This window comes from Streptomyces spinoverrucosus, from assembly GCF_015712165.1.
Classification (GTDB): Bacteria; Actinomycetota; Actinomycetes; order Streptomycetales; family Streptomycetaceae; genus Streptomyces; species Streptomyces spinoverrucosus_A.
Genome location: NZ_JADPZX010000001.1, coordinates 2,581,642 through 2,597,472, shown reverse-complemented (window position 1 = coordinate 2,597,472; position 15,831 = coordinate 2,581,642). Strand labels below are relative to the sequence as shown.

Genomic DNA, 15,831 nt, shown 5'->3' with positions numbered 1-15,831 from the left:
GCGGTTGGCGCGTCAACCCGGGGGCGTTGGTAAGTGACCGATTCCGCGCCGTTCCGAGGACGGACACCCCCCGACACGGCCCCGCCCCACCCACCGAACCGCAGGCGCGACAGCAACCACGCCCCCACAGCCACAGGCCGCCGCAGGCCCAAACGCAAGGATCGTCACCCAGCAGCCCGAAACGCGAGACGGGGCTGACCAACATATGACCGACGGGTAAGGTCTGGTGACGTGCCGAAGCCGCTCAGCCTCCCCTTCGACCCCATCGCCCGCGCCGACGAACTCTGGAAGCAGCGCTGGGGCAACGTGCCGTCGATGGCCGCGATCACCTCGATCATGCGCGCACACCAGATCCTGCTCGCCGAGGTAGACGCGGTGGTCAAGCCGTACGGACTGACCTTCGCACGCTACGAGGCGCTGGTACTGCTCACCTTCTCCAAGGAGGGCGAGCTCCCGATGTCCAAGATCGGCGAGCGCCTCATGGTGCACCCCACATCCGTCACGAACACCGTCGACCGCCTCGTCAAGTCCGGCCTCGTCGCCAAGCGCCCCAACCCCAACGACGGCCGCGGCACCCTGGCCGTGATCACCGACAAGGGCCGCGAAGTAGTCGAATCCGCCACCCGCGACCTGATGGCCATGGACTTCGGCCTCGGCGCATACGACGCCGAGGAATGCGCCGAGATCTTCGCGATGCTCCGCCCCCTCCGCGTGGCCGCGAACGACTTCGAGGACCACTGACCCGGCGAAAGATCGCCCGGAACGGGCGGTTACGCTCGTCCGCATGAAAAAGAGCGTGCTGACCCGCTACCGCGTCATGGCCTACGTCACCGGTGTGCTCCTGGTCCTGCTGTGCCTGTGCATGATCGCCAAGTACGCCCTGAAGATGGACGGCGCCGCAGACGCGACGCAGGTCGTCTCCATCGCGCACGGCTGGCTGTACGTCGTCTACCTCATCTTCGCCTTCGACCTGGGCTCCAAGGCGAAGTGGCCGATCGCCAAGCAGGTCTGGGTACTGCTCGCGGGCACCATCCCGACAGCCGCGTTCTTCGTGGAACGCAAGATCTCACAAGAGCTCGACGCCAAGATCGCCCAGCCCGAGCCCACCCCGGCGAAGGCGTAGACGCACGGCGAAGGCGCAGGTGCAGGTCTAGGCACACGAAGGCGCCGCCGCACGCCACACAAGCCGCCGTACACGTCCGACCGACCGACCGTACGGCGGCGCCACCGTCACCCGATTGCCAGGTCTCCCTGACAAATCACCCGCCAGCCGTCGACATTTACTAGGACGTCCAAGTAAATTCGAGGGTATGGACGCTGACGCCATCGAAGAGGGCCGCCGCCGCTGGCAGGCCCGGTACGACGCGGCGCGCAAGCGCGACGCGGACTTCACCACGCTCTCCGGCGACCCCGTGGAGCCGGTGTACGGACCCCGACCCGGGGACACCTACGAGGGCTTCGAGCGGATCGGCTGGCCCGGGGAGTACCCCTTCACACGCGGCCTGTATCCGACCGGCTACCGAGGGCGCACGTGGACGATCCGCCAGTTCGCCGGCTTCGGCAACGCCGAGCAGACCAACGAGCGCTACAAGATGATCCTCGCGGCCGGCGGCGGCGGCCTCTCCGTCGCCTTCGACATGCCGACCCTGATGGGCCGCGACTCCGACGACCCGCGCTCGCTCGGCGAGGTCGGCCACTGCGGCGTGGCCGTCGACTCCGCCGCCGACATGGACATACTCTTCCGCGACATCCCCCTCGGCGACGTCACCACGTCGATGACGATCAGCGGCCCGGCGGTCCCGGTCTTCTGCATGTACCTGGTCGCCGCCGAACGTCAGGGCGTCGACCCGTCCGTCCTGAACGGCACGCTCCAGACGGACATCTTCAAGGAGTACATCGCCCAGAAGGAGTGGCTCTTCCAGCCCGAGCCGCACCTGCGCCTCATCGGCGACCTGATGGAGTACTGCGCCGCGCGCATCCCGGCGTACAAGCCGCTCTCCGTCTCCGGCTACCACATCCGCGAGGCCGGCGCGACGGCCGCGCAGGAGCTGGCGTACACGCTCGCGGACGGCTTCGGCTACGTCGAGCTCGGCCTCTCCCGCGGCCTCGACGTGGACGTCTTCGCCCCCGGCCTGTCCTTCTTCTTCGACGCACACGTCGACTTCTTCGAGGAGATCGCCAAGTTCCGCGCGGCGCGCCGCATCTGGGCCCGCTGGATGCGTGACGTCTACGGCGCCCAGTCCGACAAGGCCCAGTGGCTGCGCTTCCACACCCAGACCGCAGGTGTCTCCCTCACGGCCCAACAGCCGTACAACAACGTAGTCCGCACGGCGGTCGAGGCGCTCGCGGCGGTCCTCGGCGGCACGAACTCCCTCCACACCAACGCCCTCGACGAGACCCTGGCGCTCCCCTCCGAGCAGGCCGCGGAGATCGCCCTGCGCACCCAGCAGGTCCTCATGGAGGAGACCGGCGTCGCCAACGTCGCCGACCCGCTGGGCGGTGCGTGGTACGTCGAGCAGCTGACCGACCGGATCGAGGCCGACGCGGAGAAGATCTTCGACCAGATCAAGGAACGCGGCCTGCGCGCCCACCCCGACGGCCGGCACCCCATCGGCCCGATCACCTCCGGCATCCTGCGCGGCATCGAGGACGGCTGGTTCACCGGCGAGATCGCCGAGTCCGCCTTCCGCTACCAGCAGGCCCTGGAGAAGGGCGACAAGAGGGTCGTCGGCGTCAACGCCCACACCGGCTCGGTCACCGGGGACCTGGAGATCCTGCGGGTCAGCCACGAGGTGGAACGCGAACAGGTCCGCGTACTCGACACCCGCCGAGCGGCCCGCGACGACGCGGCCGTACGCACGGCCCTCGCCGCGATGGTCACCGCCGCACGAGACGGCTCCAACATGATCGACCCCATGCTGACGGCCGTACGAGCAGAAGCCACCCTCGGCGAGATCTGCGACGCCCTGCGCGAGGAGTGGGGGGTGTACACGGAGCCGGCGGGGTTCTAGCGCCGAGGCGGGCGAAAAGCGGCCACTGAAGGCGCTGACACCCCCGTACGGTGGCGCGGATATGAGCTACATATTCACTGTCAGCGACACCGACGAGGACTTTTGGCAACCCGCTCTGGCCGTTGGTCAGCTCTTCATGGGAGGCGTCAACGCCCTGGGCACCCTGATCATCAAGGTGCCCACCGGGCTCGACGACATCACCGGCGACCGGGTCAAGATCGACACTGCGTTGTACGGAGAGTTCGTGACCGCGGCCCTCCGCCGCCGGGGCAGGACGACCCACTCGGAACTGATGAAGTTGATGGACGGCCTGCTGCCCGTGATGGTCATGTTGGCCGACAAGTCCGGCGCCAAGGTCACCGCGAGCACATTGGCCGAACGCGCCTACCTGGAATGGGCCCGTGACGAGGACCGAGTCGTCAAGGGCCACGTCTCGGAGAACCGGCACGGCACCGTCTCCGTGTGGAAGTCCAGAGCGCCCCGCTGAGATGGTCGGCGGGGAGCGCGACGCCGGAGAACGTGGCGGTTACCGCGCCCTTGTGATCAGGACGCGGGCGCGCCGTTTCCGCCCGGCACACGGCTCTCGCGTTCCTTGGCCTCCGCAGCCCCCGCCAGCCCCAACAGCAGCACCCGCGTCAGTGAGCGCGCCCACTCCGCGTTCGCCGGTTCCGCGCTCACCAGGGAGCGGTGGACGACCGTCCCCGCCACCATGTCGAAGATCAGGTCCGCTGTGCGGGCCGCCTCCTCGTCGTCGGACTCCGTCGGGAGCTCGCCCCGCGCCTGTGCCCGGGCCCGGCCCTCCACGACCAGGCGTTTCTGGCGGTCCACGATCGCGGTGCGGATGCGTTCGCGCAGTGCGGGGTCGCGGGTCGACTCCGCGACGACCGCCATCAGGCCGCTCTTGGCCTCCGGCCGGTCCAGGATCGCCGCCAGTTGGAGCACCACGCCCTCGATGTCGGCGTCGAGGGTGCCCCGGTCGGGCAGGCGCAGTTCGTCGAAGAGTTCCGCCACCGCGTCGACGACCAGTTCGTTCTTGCCCGCCCAGCGACGATAGAGCGTTGTCTTCGCAACCCCGGCGCGGGTTGCGACGTCTCCCAGGGTGAGCTTGGACCAGCCCAGTTCCACCAGGGCCGCCCGGGTCGCGGCCAGGATCGCGGCGTCGGCGGCGGCGCTGCGCGGACGTCCGGTGCGGCTGGCGGGGGTGCGGCTCTGCATCTTCCGACCATATCCGGCCGGTTTCCTGGACCATGTCCGGCCGGTTTCCTTGACCATGCCCGGCGGGATTCCCTGGCCGCGTCCGGCATGTTCCGGGTGACAGTGAGGGAGATCACCGGATGGGGGTGTCGCCGGGCCGCCCCGTGCCGTTACGCTACGACCCGTAGCGAAAGCTCGCGAGTGACCTGCACTTCCGTGTCGTACGGGGGACTTCCGCGTCGTACGCGAGCGACGACCACAGGCGTCGGGTGGGGACCCGGCGTCGTACGCACGCACGGCTTCACGGCGTTTTTCACAGACACGCGGGGAACGGGGGAGGATAGACGCATGCAGCCACGGAACATGTCCATGAGCGGCGTCGTCGACCTCGCCGCGGTGAAGGCGGCCCAGGAGGCCAAGGCGAAGGCGGAGCAGGCGCGCGCCGCAGCGGCCCGGGAGGGCGGAGGCGGAGCCGTCTCCCCGGCCGATCTCGTCATCGACGTCGACGAGGCCGGATTCGAGCGTGACGTCCTCCAGCGCTCCACGGAGGTCCCGGTCGTCATCGACTTCTGGGCCGAGTGGTGCGAGCCCTGCAAGCAGCTCAGCCCGGTCCTTGAGCGGCTCGCCGTCGAGTACAACGGCCGCTTCGTCCTCGCCAAGATCGACGTCGACGCCAACCAGATGCTGATGCAGCAGTTCGGGATCCAGGGGATCCCGGCGGTCTTCGCGGTCGTCGCGGGCCAGGCGCTGCCGCTCTTCCAGGGGGCGGCCGGTGAGGCGCAGATCCGGGAGACCCTCGACCAGTTGGTCACGGTCGCCGAGCAGCGTTTCGGCCTGACCGGTCTGACCGTCGACCCGGAGGCCGAGCCGGGCGGCGGCCAGGCGCCCGCGCAGGCACCGGCCGGACCCTACGACGCCGCACTTAACGCCGCCGCGCAGGCGCTGGACGCCGGCGACATGGGCGGTGCCATCCAGGCGTACAAGAACGTGCTCTCCGACGACCCCGCCAACCCGGAGGCCAAACTCGGTCTGGCGCAGGCGGAGTTGCTCCAGCGGGTGCAGGGGCTCGACGCGCAGCAGGTGCGCAAGGACGCGGCCGACAGGCCGGCCGACGCGCAGGCGCAGATCGCGGCCGCCGACCTGGACCTGGTGGGCGGTCATGTGGAGGACGCCTTCGGCCGGCTCATCGACACGGTGCGGCGTACGGCGGGTGACGACCGGGATGCCGTACGACTGCGGCTGCTGGAGCTGTTCGAGGTGGTCGGCGCGGAGGATCCGCGGGTGACCGCGGCGCGTCGGGCGCTGGCACGCGCACTGTTCTGAGCGGGGCCAGGCGCTCTATGGTGACCAGTCGCTGAACGTCGGGGCGTGTGAGCCCTGAGTGAGTAATTGGCTGACGAGACGTCAGAGCGGCCGTGCTTTACCAAATCTTGGTAATCACGGCCGCTGTTACTGCGAGTAAGTCAGAGGCGTTGATCTGTCGGATTCCGTCCAGCGATCAATAGTTTTGTCCTCCCCCTAGTTGACACCCAGCGTCGCTGAGCGAGTCCGGCTGGTCGTTGTTCGGTTATCCGGCCGTTACTAGCGAGTAACGAACCCCCTTGTGCGGGCGGCGAGAATGCACCACGATCGGCGACGCTCGGTCCATTCCCGTACCCCGACAGCCAATCGGGCCGCGGGACTTCCTGGGTCCCCACCGAGCAGAGCCGACGTCACTGGCGCCGGCTCTTGGACAGGGGGGTCTTCGCCCACCGGCGAAGCCTGTCCAGCAAGGTTGTGCGTGATGCGTGTCAGGCGCGACCAGTGGTTGTCGCTCGGGGGTGATCGCCGGTGATTCGGGCGCCGTTGTGCGCCGCCGAGCTGCGGGCGCTCTCCTTCCCGAGGACGTAGCACTTCTCCCATCCCTGTCCGGTTGAGCCGCCTTTGGGGGGCTGGTCGGGGCAGGCGATGTACGTCCGAGAAGGAGGAAATATGGAGTCCCAGGTGCGTGGTGGGACCAGATGGAAGCGGTTCGCTGTGGTCATGGTGCCCAGCGTCGCCGCCACGGCGTGCATAGGTGTCGCTCTCGCGCAGGGTGCTCTCGCCGCGTCGTTCAGTGTGTCGGGTCAGTCGTTCAAGGTGACCGCGAAGGAGCTCAACGGAACGGGCTTCTCGCAGTACGGGGCGAAGGAGACGGGGTACACCCTCACGGGTGAGAAGGTCAACCACCCCGTAGCCGTCTCCGTGTTCGACACCGCGCGGATCGAAAAGATGTGCCAGTCCGTGGTCACCCCGGGCATCCCGGGGATCGGTACCGTCACGCTGAAGCTGACGGCCGGTGAGAGCACTGACGAGAAGCAGCAGGTAAGCGCCGACAACCTGTACATCGACGTCGCGGACCTGGGCGCGAACGCCACGTTCGAGGACATCGACATCGGTGTGGCCGCCGGAGGGATCAACCGCGGTCCCGGCATGAACAAGTCGGAGGTCGATCAGCAGAAGGCGAACCCGTTCGGCTTCGCCCAGCAGGCCAGGACGGCCAAGCTGACCGACGTGAAGCAGACGGCGTGGGCGACCACGGCCGGAACCTTCACGCTGCCCGGTCTGAAGATGAAGCTGATGCTCGGAAGCGGCGAAGGCAAGGAGTGCTACTAAGCACTCGGTGACGGGCGGGGGAGCCTAAGCGGTGCCCCGCCCGCCCACTCTCCGCGCGCCGCGCACCATCCGCTCCACATCGCAATAAACCCTCACCACAGCAACGCCGCACCAGGGAGCTGTTTTCCATGAGCGCCGAGACTCCTGCCGCCACCGGCCAGTTCAACCGCCGGAGACTGCAGTTCCGCGCCTGGCGGGGCACGCGGCCGTTCTGGGCCGGCCTGTTCGTCATGATCGGTGGCGTACCGATCATGTACTTCCCGTACGCGAACCTTCAGATCGGTCATCTGACGCTGGCGATGTCCACCACCGCGGGCGCCGGGTCCCTGATCATCGGCGTGCTGCTCATCGTTCTGGGCTTCACCCTCTGGTTCCAGAAGCACATCCAGATCTTCGCCGGAGTAGCCGCGATCCTGCTGGCACTGGTGTCCATCCCGGTGTCCAACTTCGGTGGTTTCGTCGTCGGCTTCCTGTTCGCGCTGATCGGCGGCGCGATGGCGGTGTCCTGGGCGCCGGGCGCGCCGCCCGAGCCGGAGGCGACGAAGGACCACGAAGGGGCGGGCGGCGCCCCCTCGGGCGCGATCCCCGAGGCGGACCAGGGCACGGTGGGCGAGCCGAACGACCTGTCAGGAACGAGCCCGGCGAACGGGGCGAACGGGAGGCACAGTGCCGGCTGACGAGGTGACCCACGTGGCCGATGTGGACGGGCCCCGTGTGAGAACCGGGCCGCGTCACGCGGCACCCAAGAAGCCGCTGTTCACCAGGTTCCACATGCCGGCCGGCAAGGCGATAGCCCTGGCGGCGATGCCGACGGCGGTCCTCATGGGCATGGGCTTTACGCCCAAACTCGCCCTCGCCGACGAGCAGCCGGCGTCCCGGAGCCTGCAGGCCGACGAGTACGCCGACCAGGCCGACCAGTTCAAGGACTGTGTCGCGGCGCTGGACCCCGAGGCGAGCCAGGACGCGTCACCCACGCCGTCGCCGTCCGCCTCGGCGAGCGAGAGCGAGTCCGCCGAGCCGACGACGCCTGGTCCTTCGCCCTCGTCCGACGGCAACTCCTCGGACGAGTCGGGGACTTCGGGCCAGGACTCTTCGTCGGATTCAGGTTCCGACGACGGGGCCCAGCCCAAGCCGTCTCCCTCGTCCTCGGCGCCCGCCGTCGAGGAGGAGAGCGAGGCCGAGCAGGCCACGCCGAGCCCGTCGCCGTCCGAGAGCGACAAGGGCGTACTCGAGACGATCGGTGATGCGATAACCGGCGTCGTGGACGGCATAACCGGCGGCGGCTCCAAGGAGTCCGCGAGCCCTACGCCCACGCCGTCCCCGTCCACGTCCCCGAGCGGGAGCGCCGACGCGGAGGCGCCGTCCGGGAATGCGGGCGACTCGGATAGCTCCGACGGCTCCGACAGCGGCAAGGACACGTCCGGTGCCGTCGAGGATGCCGCCGGGAAGGTCACCGACACGGTCGAGGACACCGAGGGCGAGGTGACCGAGGAGGCCACCGAGTCGGCCGACCCCACTGGTGAGGCCACCGCCACGCCGAGCCCGTCCGCGAGTCCCACGGTGGACCCCGAGGACTGTCCCAAGGCCACGGATGCCGAGGGCGGCGTGGACAACCCCATCGCCGTGGCGGACGACCCCTGGTACCTGGAGGCCAGTTACCTGGATCTGCAGGGCGCGGACTACCAGGGCATCGTCGAGGTGAGGACGGCCAGCGGCAAGACCAAGAAGGTGCTGAAGTACGTCATCTCGGGCGGTACCAAGATCGGCGATCTGCACCAGCTGGTGGAGGACAAGCAGATCGGCAAGACCTATCACGTGCAGGCGGCGAAGGGCTCGGAGTCGACGATCACCAACGGCGACACGGTGATGTACACCGAGAGCATCTCCGGCAACCTCCTCGGCCTGATCCCGCTCACGTTCAGCCCGGAGAGCCCGCCCCCGCTGAACCTCCCCTGGATCTACTTCACGAACGTGAAGGTCACGCAGGCCGCCCAGTTCGGCGGGACCCTGACCATCCCCGGGATGCATGTGTACACCACCGGCTGAACACCCCCGCAAGCCCGTTCGGGAGCCGCAAGTGAGGGCGCCCCCTGCCACAGGGGGCGCCCTCACTGTCGTACGGGAAGTACTACCGAACCGAGAAGTACCGAACGCGGACTCAGTCCCGCGCCCCGCCCCCAAGTGGTGCACCCGCACCATGTTCGTCGTGCCCGGCACCCCCGGAGGGGAGCCCGCCGTGATGATCACGATCTCGCCGGGGTTGAAGCGGCCCAGCTTGGCGATTTCCTGGTCGACCAGGTCGACCATCTCGTCGGTGCTGTTCACGAACGGTACGACGTGCGACTCCACGCCCCAGCTGAGCGTCAGCTGGTTTCGGGTGGACTCGTCCGTGGTGTACGCGATGATCGGCTGGGCGGCGCGGTAGCGGCACAGGCGGCGGGCCGTGTCGCCGGACTTGGTGAAGGCCACCAGGCCCTTGCCGCCGAGGAAGTCGGCGATCTCGCAGGCGGCGCGGGCCACCGAACCACCCTGCGTGCGCGGCTTCTTGCCGGGGACCAGGGGCTGCAGGCCCTTGGAGAGCAGTTCCTGCTCCGCCGCGGTGACGATCTTCGACATCGTCTTGACCGTCTCGATCGGGTAGGCGCCGACCGAGGACTCCGCGCTCAGCATCACCGCGTCCGCGCCGTCCAGGATCGCGTTGGCCACGTCGGAGGCCTCGGCGCGGGTCGGGCGGGAGTTGGTGATCATCGACTCCATCATCTGGGTCGCGACGATCACCGGCTTGGCGTTGCGCCGGCACAGCTCGATCAGGCGCTTCTGCACCATCGGGACCTTCTCGAGCGGGTACTCGACGGCCAGGTCACCACGGGCGACCATGACGGCGTCGAACGCCATCACGACGTCCTCCATGTTCTGCACCGCCTGCGGCTTCTCCACCTTGGCGATGACCGGGACGCGCCGGCCCTCCTCGTCCATGACCCGGTGGACGTCGTTGATGTCCTTGGCGTCCCGGACGAAGGACAGGGCGACCATGTCGCAGCCCATGCGGAGGGCGAAGCGGAGGTCCTCGACGTCCTTCTCCGACAGGGCCGGGACGTTCACGGCCGCGCCGGGCAGGTTGATGCCCTTGTGGTCGGAGATGACGCCGCCCTCGATGACGATCGTCCGCACCCGCGGGCCCTCGACGTCCAGCACCTTCAGCTCGACGTTGCCGTCGTTGATCAGCACCTGGTCGCCGCGCGCGACATCGCCGGGCAGGCCCTTGTAGGTCGTACCGCAGATCGTCTTGTCGCCGGGTACGTCCTCGGTGGTGATGGTGAACTCGTCACCGCGCACCAGCTCGACCGGCCCCTCGGCGAAGGTCGCGAGCCGGATCTTCGGGCCCTGCAGGTCGGCGAGGACCCCGACGGCCCGGCCGGTCTCCTTGGCGGCGGCACGGACGCGGTCGTACCGCCCCTGGTGCTCGGCGTGCGTGCCGTGGCTGAAGTTGAAACGGGCAACGTTCATGCCCGCCTCGATCAGCGCGACGAGTTGCTCGTGGGAGTCGACCGCGGGGCCGAGAGTACAGACGATTTTCGAACGGCGCATGGGGCGATCCTATCGGTTTGTTTCGCTGCGGAATATTCCGTCTGGCGGAAAATACAAAAGGGCGGGATGCCGCTCAGGTGAGGTCCATTGGACAGTCCTACGACGGTCCTATGACGGCCCTAGGACGCCTTTACCAACGCGTACGTCTGTGTCGCAATCTCCAGCTCCTCGTCGGTCGGCACCACGGCCACCGCCACGCGCGCGGACTCGGGTGAGATCAGGCGCGGGGCGTCGCCGCGTACGGCGTTCAGCTCGCCGTCGACCGCGAGGCCCAGCTCCTCCAGGCCCGCCACGGCGGCCTCCCGCACGGGCGCCGCGTTCTCGCCGACCCCGGCGGTGAACGCGATCGCGTCCACCCTGCCGAGCACCGCGTAATAGGCCCCGATGTACTTCTTCAGGCGGTGAATGTAGATGTCGAAGGCGAGTTGCGCCTCTTCGTCACCCTCGTCGATCCGGCGGCGGATCTCCCGCATGTCGTTGTCACCGCACAGACCGATCAGACCGCTCTTCTTGTTGAGAAGAGTGTCGATCTCGTCGGCGGACATTCCGCCAACACGCATCAAATGGAAGATGACGGCCGGGTCCATGTCACCGGAACGCGTACCCATCACCAGCCCCTCCAAAGGCGTCAGCCCCATGGAGGTGTCCACGCACTTCCCACCGCGTACGGCGGTGGCGGACGCCCCGTTGCCGAGGTGCAGCACGATGACGTTCACCTCCTCGGGCGCCTTGCCCAGCAGCTCGGCCGTGGCCCGGGAGACGTAGGCGTGCGAGGTGCCGTGGAAGCCGTACCGCCGGATGCGGTGCTCGTCGGCGGTCTTCACGTCGATCGCGTAGCGCGCGGCCGACTCCGGCATCGTCGTGTGGAACGCGGTGTCGAAGACGGCGACCTGCGGCAGGTCCGGGCGCAGGGCGCGGGCGGTGCGGATGCCGGTGAGGTTGGCCGGGTTGTGCAGCGGGGCGACCGGGATCAGCCGCTCGATCTCGGCGAGGACGGCGTCGTCGATGACGGTCGGCTCGGTGAAGTGCTTGCCGCCGTGCACCACCCGGTGGCCGATCGCGACCAGCTCGGGGGAGTCGAGGCCGAGGCCGTCCTTGGCCAGCTCCGCCGCCACCGCCTTCAGCGCGGCGTCGTGGTCGGGGATCGCGGCCTCGAAGCCGCGGGTCTCCCCACTGGTCAGGAGGGTGTGCTTGAGCCGGGAGGACTCCTCGCCGATCCGTTCGACGAGGCCCACCGCGAGCCGGCTGCTGTCGCGCATGTCGAGCAGCTGGTACTTCACCGACGAGGAGCCGGAGTTGAGGACGAGGACGCGGGAGGAGCTCACAGCCGGTATGCCTTCTCGCTGGGGGACTGGGCCTGGATCGCCGTGATGGCGACGGTGTTGACGATGTCCTGGACGAGCGCGCCGCGGGACAGGTCGTTGACGGGCTTGCGCAGGCCCTGGAGGACCGGGCCGACGGCGATCGCGCCGGCCGAGCGCTGCACGGCCTTGTAGGTGTTGTTGCCGGTGTTGAGGTCGGGGAAGATCAGCACGCTGGCCTGCCCGGCGACCTCGGAGCCGGGCAGCTTGGTCGCGGCGACGCTCGGCTCGACGGCGGCGTCGTACTGGATCGGCCCCTCGATCTTCAGATCCGGCCGGCGCGTACGCACCAGCTCGGTCGCCTCGCGTACCTTGTCGACGTCGGCGCCGGAACCCGACGTACCCGTGGAGTACGACAGCATCGCGATCCGCGGCTCCACACCGAACTGGGCGGCGGTGGACGCCGACTGGATGGCGATGTCGGCGAGCTGCTCGGCGTTCGGGTCGGGGTTGACCGCGCAGTCGCCGTAGACGAGCACCTTGTCGGCGAGGCACATGAAGAAGACGGACGACACGATGGACGCGTCGGGCTTGGTCTTGATGATCTCGAAGGCCGGGCGGATCGTGGCGGCCGTGGAGTGCACGGATCCCGACACCATGCCGTCCGCGAGGCCCTCCTGGACCATCAGGGTGCCGAAGTAGTTGACGTCGGAGACGACGTCGTACGCCAGCTCGACGGTGACGCCCTTGTGGGCGCGCAGGGTGGCGTACTTCTCGGCGAAGGCGTCGCGCAGCTCGCTGGTGGCCGGGTCGATCAGCTGACAGTCGCCGAGGTCGATACCGAGGTCGGCGGCCTTCTTGCGGATCTGGTCGACGGGGCCGAGCAGGGTCAGATCGCACACGCCCCGGCGCAGCAGCACCTCGGTGGCGTGCAGCACCCGCTCCTCGGTGCCCTCGGGCAGCACGACCCGGCGCCGGTCGGAGCGGGCCTGCTCCAGCAGCTTGTGCTCGAACATCATCGGCGTCACACGGTCGCTGCTCGGCGCGCTCACCCGCTTGAGCAGGCCGCCGGTCTCGACGTACCGCTCGAACAGGCCGAGCGCGGTCTCCGCCTTGCGCGGGGTGGCCGCGTTGAGCTTGCCCTCCAGGGAGAACAGCTGTTCGGCGGTGGGGAAGCTGTTGCCGGGTACCGAGAGTACCGGGGTGCCCGGGGCGAGGCGGGCGGCGAGGGTGAGGATGTCGTCGCTCGGCACCTCGTTCAGGGTGAGCACCACGCCGGCTATGGGCGGGGTGCCCGCACTGTGCGCGGCGAGCGAGCCGACGACCAGGTCGGCGCGGTCGCCCGGGGTGACGACCAGGCAGCCCGGGGTCAGGGCGCCCAGGAAGTTCGGCAGCATGGCCCCGCCGAAGACGAACCCGAGCGCGTCCCGCGCCAGCCCCGAGTCGTCGCCGAGGAGCACCTTGGCGCCGAGGGTGTGGGCGATCTGGGCGACCGTCGGGGCGGACAGGGCGGGCTCGTCGGGCAGCACGTAACAGGGCACGGGCAGCCGGGTGGCGAGCCGGTCGGCGATCTCGTCGCGCTGGTCGCGGGCGACCCGGTTGGTGACCATGGCGAGGACGTCGCAGCCGAGCCCGTCGTACGCCCGGTAGGCGTTGCGGGTCTCGGCGAGCACGGACTCGGCGGTCTGCTTCCGCCCACCCACCACCGGGATCACGGACGCGGCGAACTCGTTGGCCAGCCGGGCGTTGAGGGCCAGCTCGTCCGGGAACTGGGTGTCGGCGTAGTCCGTGCCGAGGACGAGGACGACGTCGTAGTCCCGCGCGACCCGGTGGAACCGGTCGACGAGCGTGGACACCAGCTCGTCCGTCCCTCGTTCGGCCTGCAGCGTGGAGGCCTCCTGGTAGTCCATGCCGTAGACCGTGGCCGGGTCCTGCGACAGGCGGTAGCGGGCGCGCAGCAGCTCGAAGAGGCGGTCGGGGCCGTCGTGGACGAGGGGACGGAAGACGCCCACCCGGTCGACCTGCCGGGTCAGGAGCTCCATGACCCCCAGTTCGACGACCTGGCGGCCGTCCCCGCGGTCGATGCCGGTCACGTACACGCTGCGCGTCACGCGTGCTCTCCGTTTCGTCTGGAGGTCGTAAAAATCGCCCACCGGGGTGAGCGGAACCCTCTTGACAATACCTCCCGACACAGATAAGGCGCCCGTCAAGGTGTCATCGTGCTGAGCGCCTGAGGGACGTGAAACAATCGGGAGTGGCTCACCGGTATCAACAGCGAGCAGGAGACACAGCACGATGCGTATCGGAGTTCTCACCGCAGGCGGCGACTGCCCCGGCCTGAACGCCGTGATCCGGTCGGTCGTGCACCGAGCGGTCGCGCAGTACGGCGACGAGGTGATCGGCTTCGAGGACGGTTACGCGGGTCTGCTGGACGGCCGCTACCGCACCCTCGGTCTGAACGAGGTCAGCGGCATCCTGGCTCGCGGCGGCACCATCCTCGGCTCCTCCCGGCTGGAGCGCGACCGGCTGCGCGAGGCCTGCGAGAACGCCTCCGACATGATCCGTGACTTCGGCATCGACGCGCTGATCCCGATCGGCGGCGAGGGCACGCTGACGGCGGCCCGCATGCTGTCGGACGCGGGCCTGCCGGTGGTCGGCGTGCCGAAGACCATCGACAACGACATCTCGTCGACGGACCGGACGTTCGGCTTCGACACCGCCGTGGGTGTCGCCACCGAGGCGATGGACCGCCTGAAGACGACGGCCGAGTCCCACCAGCGCGTGATGGTGGTGGAGGTCATGGGCCGCCACGCGGGCTGGATCGCGCTGGAGTCCGGCATGGCGGCGGGCGCGCACGGCATCTGCCTGCCCGAGCGCCCCTTCGACCCCGCCGACCTGGTGAAGATGGTCGAGGAGCGGTTCGCGCGCGGCAAGAAGTTCGCCGTCATCTGCGTCGCCGAGGGCGCCCACCCCGCCGAGGGCACCATGGACTACGGCAAGGGCGAGATCGACCAGTACGGCCACGAGCGCTTCCAGGGCATCGGTACGGCACTGGCGTACGAACTGGAGCGCCGCCTCGGCAAGGAGGCCAAGCCGGTCATCCTCGGCCACGTCCAGCGCGGCGGCACGCCGACGGCGTACGACCGCGTGCTCGCCACCCGCTTCGGCTGGCATGCGGTGGAGGCGGCGCACCGCGAGGAGTTCGGGCGGATGACCGCGCTGCGGGGGACGGACATCGTGATGGTGCCGCTGGCGGAGGCGGTCACCGAGTTGAAGACGGTGCCGAAGGACCGGATGGACGAGGCGGAGTCGGTGTTCTAGGGCGTTCCCGGCACTACCGTGACTTGCTGTTCTCCACGGTCGTCCAGAAGTGGTCGACGATCCGGTCCAGGAAGTCGCGGCCGTTGTCGCCGGTTTCCCGGCTGCCGCCGCCCCAGCTGAGGGTGGCGACCATCTGCCCCTGGTACTCGCGGTGCAGTTCCTGGAGTGCGACCTCCAGGACACCACGGTCCAGGGGCACCGTTTTGCCCACTGGGCGGACGTAGGCCTGCCAGCGGGTGGTCACCGCGCTGCGCAGCAGGTCGGCGAGCTTGGCCTCGCGCCCAGTGACGGTGACGAAGTCGGGCAGGTCGAGGTCGAGAGCGTCGGCGAGTGCGGTGGACTGCCGCTCGTTGCCGCGCCAGGTGTCGCTCTCCTCCATGCGCAGGTAGGCGGGGAGTTCGAGGCCGACGCCGCGGGCGACGTCCTCGGGGGCGAGGCCGCGGGAGATACGGTGCTCGCGCAGGGTGCGGGGACGTCCGATGAGTTCACCGGGGGAGCACCACAGGACGCCCGCGAGGGCGGTGAGTTCGGGGCTGCTGGGGTGGGTGACCCCGCGTTCCCAGGCGATGACGAGGTCCGGGGTGACGTACGGCAGTCCGTACGAGGCGCGCATGCCGTAGGCGACGTGCTCGGGGCCCATACCGAGGGCGGCGCGGAGGCGGCGGGCGGCGGGGGCGTTGAACGGGGGAGTGGGCTGGCTCGGGTGGGCTGGGGGCTGGTGCACGGGCACAAACTAGGGCGGTGGGGGCGCTGTGACTACGGGCTGTTCGGCCAGGATCACG

13 protein-coding genes and 1 pseudogene are annotated in these 15,831 nt (G+C 69.2%); 9 read left to right on the top strand and 5 right to left on the bottom strand.

Annotated features, from left to right (window positions below):
• Positions 1-231 precede the first annotated feature (231 nt).
• From I2W78_RS11495 to I2W78_RS11480, 4 genes are all read left to right on the top strand, one after another.
• Entirely contained in the window at positions 232-741 is a 510-nt protein-coding gene (locus tag I2W78_RS11495) for a MarR family winged helix-turn-helix transcriptional regulator (RefSeq protein WP_196459230.1), read from the top strand.
• A 43-nt stretch (positions 742-784) separates the two neighbouring features.
• Positions 785-1,123, top strand: coding sequence for a DUF3817 domain-containing protein (locus tag I2W78_RS11490; RefSeq protein WP_196459229.1), 339 nt, complete (start codon positions 785-787; stop codon positions 1,121-1,123).
• Positions 1,124-1,310: 187 nt separating this feature from the next.
• The gene (locus tag I2W78_RS11485; protein WP_196459228.1) at positions 1,311-3,011 is read left to right on the top strand and encodes an acyl-CoA mutase large subunit family protein; all 1,701 of its coding nucleotides are present in this window, start codon (positions 1,311-1,313) and stop codon (positions 3,009-3,011) included.
• 61 nt (positions 3,012-3,072) lie between these two features.
• Positions 3,073-3,498: a DUF6086 family protein gene (locus tag I2W78_RS11480; RefSeq protein ID WP_196459227.1), complete on the top strand. Its 426-nt coding sequence runs from the start codon at positions 3,073-3,075 to the stop codon at positions 3,496-3,498.
• 56 nt (positions 3,499-3,554) lie between these two features.
• On the opposite strand, the gene I2W78_RS11475 is transcribed toward I2W78_RS11480, so the two are convergent.
• A complete protein-coding gene (locus tag I2W78_RS11475; protein WP_196459226.1) occupies positions 3,555-4,226 on the bottom strand; it encodes a TetR/AcrR family transcriptional regulator in 672 nt (223 codons plus the stop codon).
• A 327-nt stretch (positions 4,227-4,553) separates the two neighbouring features.
• On the opposite strand from I2W78_RS11475, the gene I2W78_RS11470 reads away from it, so the two are divergent.
• The 4 genes from I2W78_RS11470 to I2W78_RS11455 all read left to right on the top strand — a co-directional run bounded on the left by I2W78_RS11470 (position 4,554) and on the right by I2W78_RS11455 (position 8,885).
• Positions 4,554-5,528, top strand: a complete 975-nt coding sequence (locus I2W78_RS11470; protein ID WP_196459224.1) for a tetratricopeptide repeat protein — start codon at positions 4,554-4,556, stop codon at positions 5,526-5,528.
• Between the two features lie 648 nt (positions 5,529-6,176).
• Positions 6,177-6,839, top strand: coding sequence for a DUF6230 family protein (locus I2W78_RS11465; RefSeq protein WP_196459222.1), 663 nt, complete (start codon positions 6,177-6,179; stop codon positions 6,837-6,839).
• Between the two features lie 128 nt (positions 6,840-6,967).
• Positions 6,968-7,516 (top strand): DUF6114 domain-containing protein, encoded by a 549-nt coding sequence (locus tag I2W78_RS11460; RefSeq protein ID WP_196459220.1) that lies wholly within the window; start codon positions 6,968-6,970, stop codon positions 7,514-7,516.
• Positions 7,506-8,885, top strand: coding sequence for a hypothetical protein (locus I2W78_RS11455; RefSeq protein WP_196459218.1), 1,380 nt, complete (start codon positions 7,506-7,508; stop codon positions 8,883-8,885). Before I2W78_RS11460 ends, I2W78_RS11455 begins: the two co-directional genes overlap by 11 nt.
• A 123-nt stretch (positions 8,886-9,008) precedes the next feature.
• On the opposite strand, the pseudogene pyk reads toward I2W78_RS11455, so the two are convergent.
• From pyk to pta, 3 genes and pseudogenes are all read right to left on the bottom strand, one after another.
• Positions 9,009-10,427: pseudogene (pyk, locus tag I2W78_RS11450) on the bottom strand (pyruvate kinase); the annotation flags it as partial.
• 119 nt (positions 10,428-10,546) lie between these two features.
• Positions 10,547-11,752, bottom strand: a complete 1,206-nt coding sequence (locus tag I2W78_RS11445; protein ID WP_196459216.1) for an acetate kinase — start codon at positions 11,750-11,752, stop codon at positions 10,547-10,549.
• A complete protein-coding gene (gene pta, locus I2W78_RS11440) occupies positions 11,749-13,839 on the bottom strand; it encodes a phosphate acetyltransferase (RefSeq protein ID WP_196459214.1) in 2,091 nt (696 codons plus the stop codon). The genes I2W78_RS11445 and pta overlap by 4 nt, the downstream gene beginning before the upstream one ends.
• Before the next feature lie 184 nt (positions 13,840-14,023).
• On the opposite strand from pta, the gene I2W78_RS11435 reads away from it, so the two are divergent.
• Positions 14,024-15,049, top strand: a complete 1,026-nt coding sequence (locus I2W78_RS11435; RefSeq protein ID WP_196459212.1) for an ATP-dependent 6-phosphofructokinase — start codon at positions 14,024-14,026, stop codon at positions 15,047-15,049.
• Between the two features lie 13 nt (positions 15,050-15,062).
• On the opposite strand, the gene I2W78_RS11430 is transcribed toward I2W78_RS11435, so the two are convergent.
• A complete protein-coding gene (locus I2W78_RS11430) occupies positions 15,063-15,779 on the bottom strand; it encodes an XRE family transcriptional regulator (RefSeq protein WP_196459210.1) in 717 nt (238 codons plus the stop codon).
• Positions 15,780-15,831 lie beyond the last annotated feature (52 nt).

What these genes read in the sequence shown, in the direction of transcription:
- I2W78_RS11460 (WP_196459220.1), top strand. Translation starts at nt 6,968, where the DNA reads ATGAGCGCCGAGACTCCTGCCGCCACCGGCCAGTTCAACCGCCGGAGA.
- I2W78_RS11490 (WP_196459229.1), top strand. Translation starts at nt 785, where the DNA reads ATGAAAAAGAGCGTGCTGACCCGCTACCGCGTCATGGCCTACGTCACC.
- I2W78_RS11480 (WP_196459227.1), top strand. Translation starts at nt 3,073, where the DNA reads ATGAGCTACATATTCACTGTCAGCGACACCGACGAGGACTTTTGGCAA.
- I2W78_RS11435 (WP_196459212.1), top strand. Translation starts at nt 14,024, where the DNA reads ATGCGTATCGGAGTTCTCACCGCAGGCGGCGACTGCCCCGGCCTGAAC.
- I2W78_RS11470 (WP_196459224.1), top strand. Translation starts at nt 4,554, where the DNA reads ATGCAGCCACGGAACATGTCCATGAGCGGCGTCGTCGACCTCGCCGCG.
- I2W78_RS11465 (WP_196459222.1), top strand. Translation starts at nt 6,177, where the DNA reads ATGGAGTCCCAGGTGCGTGGTGGGACCAGATGGAAGCGGTTCGCTGTG.
- I2W78_RS11475 (WP_196459226.1), bottom strand. Translation starts at nt 4,226, where the DNA reads ATGCAGAGCCGCACCCCCGCCAGCCGCACCGGACGTCCGCGCAGCGCC.
- I2W78_RS11485 (WP_196459228.1), top strand. Translation starts at nt 1,311, where the DNA reads ATGGACGCTGACGCCATCGAAGAGGGCCGCCGCCGCTGGCAGGCCCGG.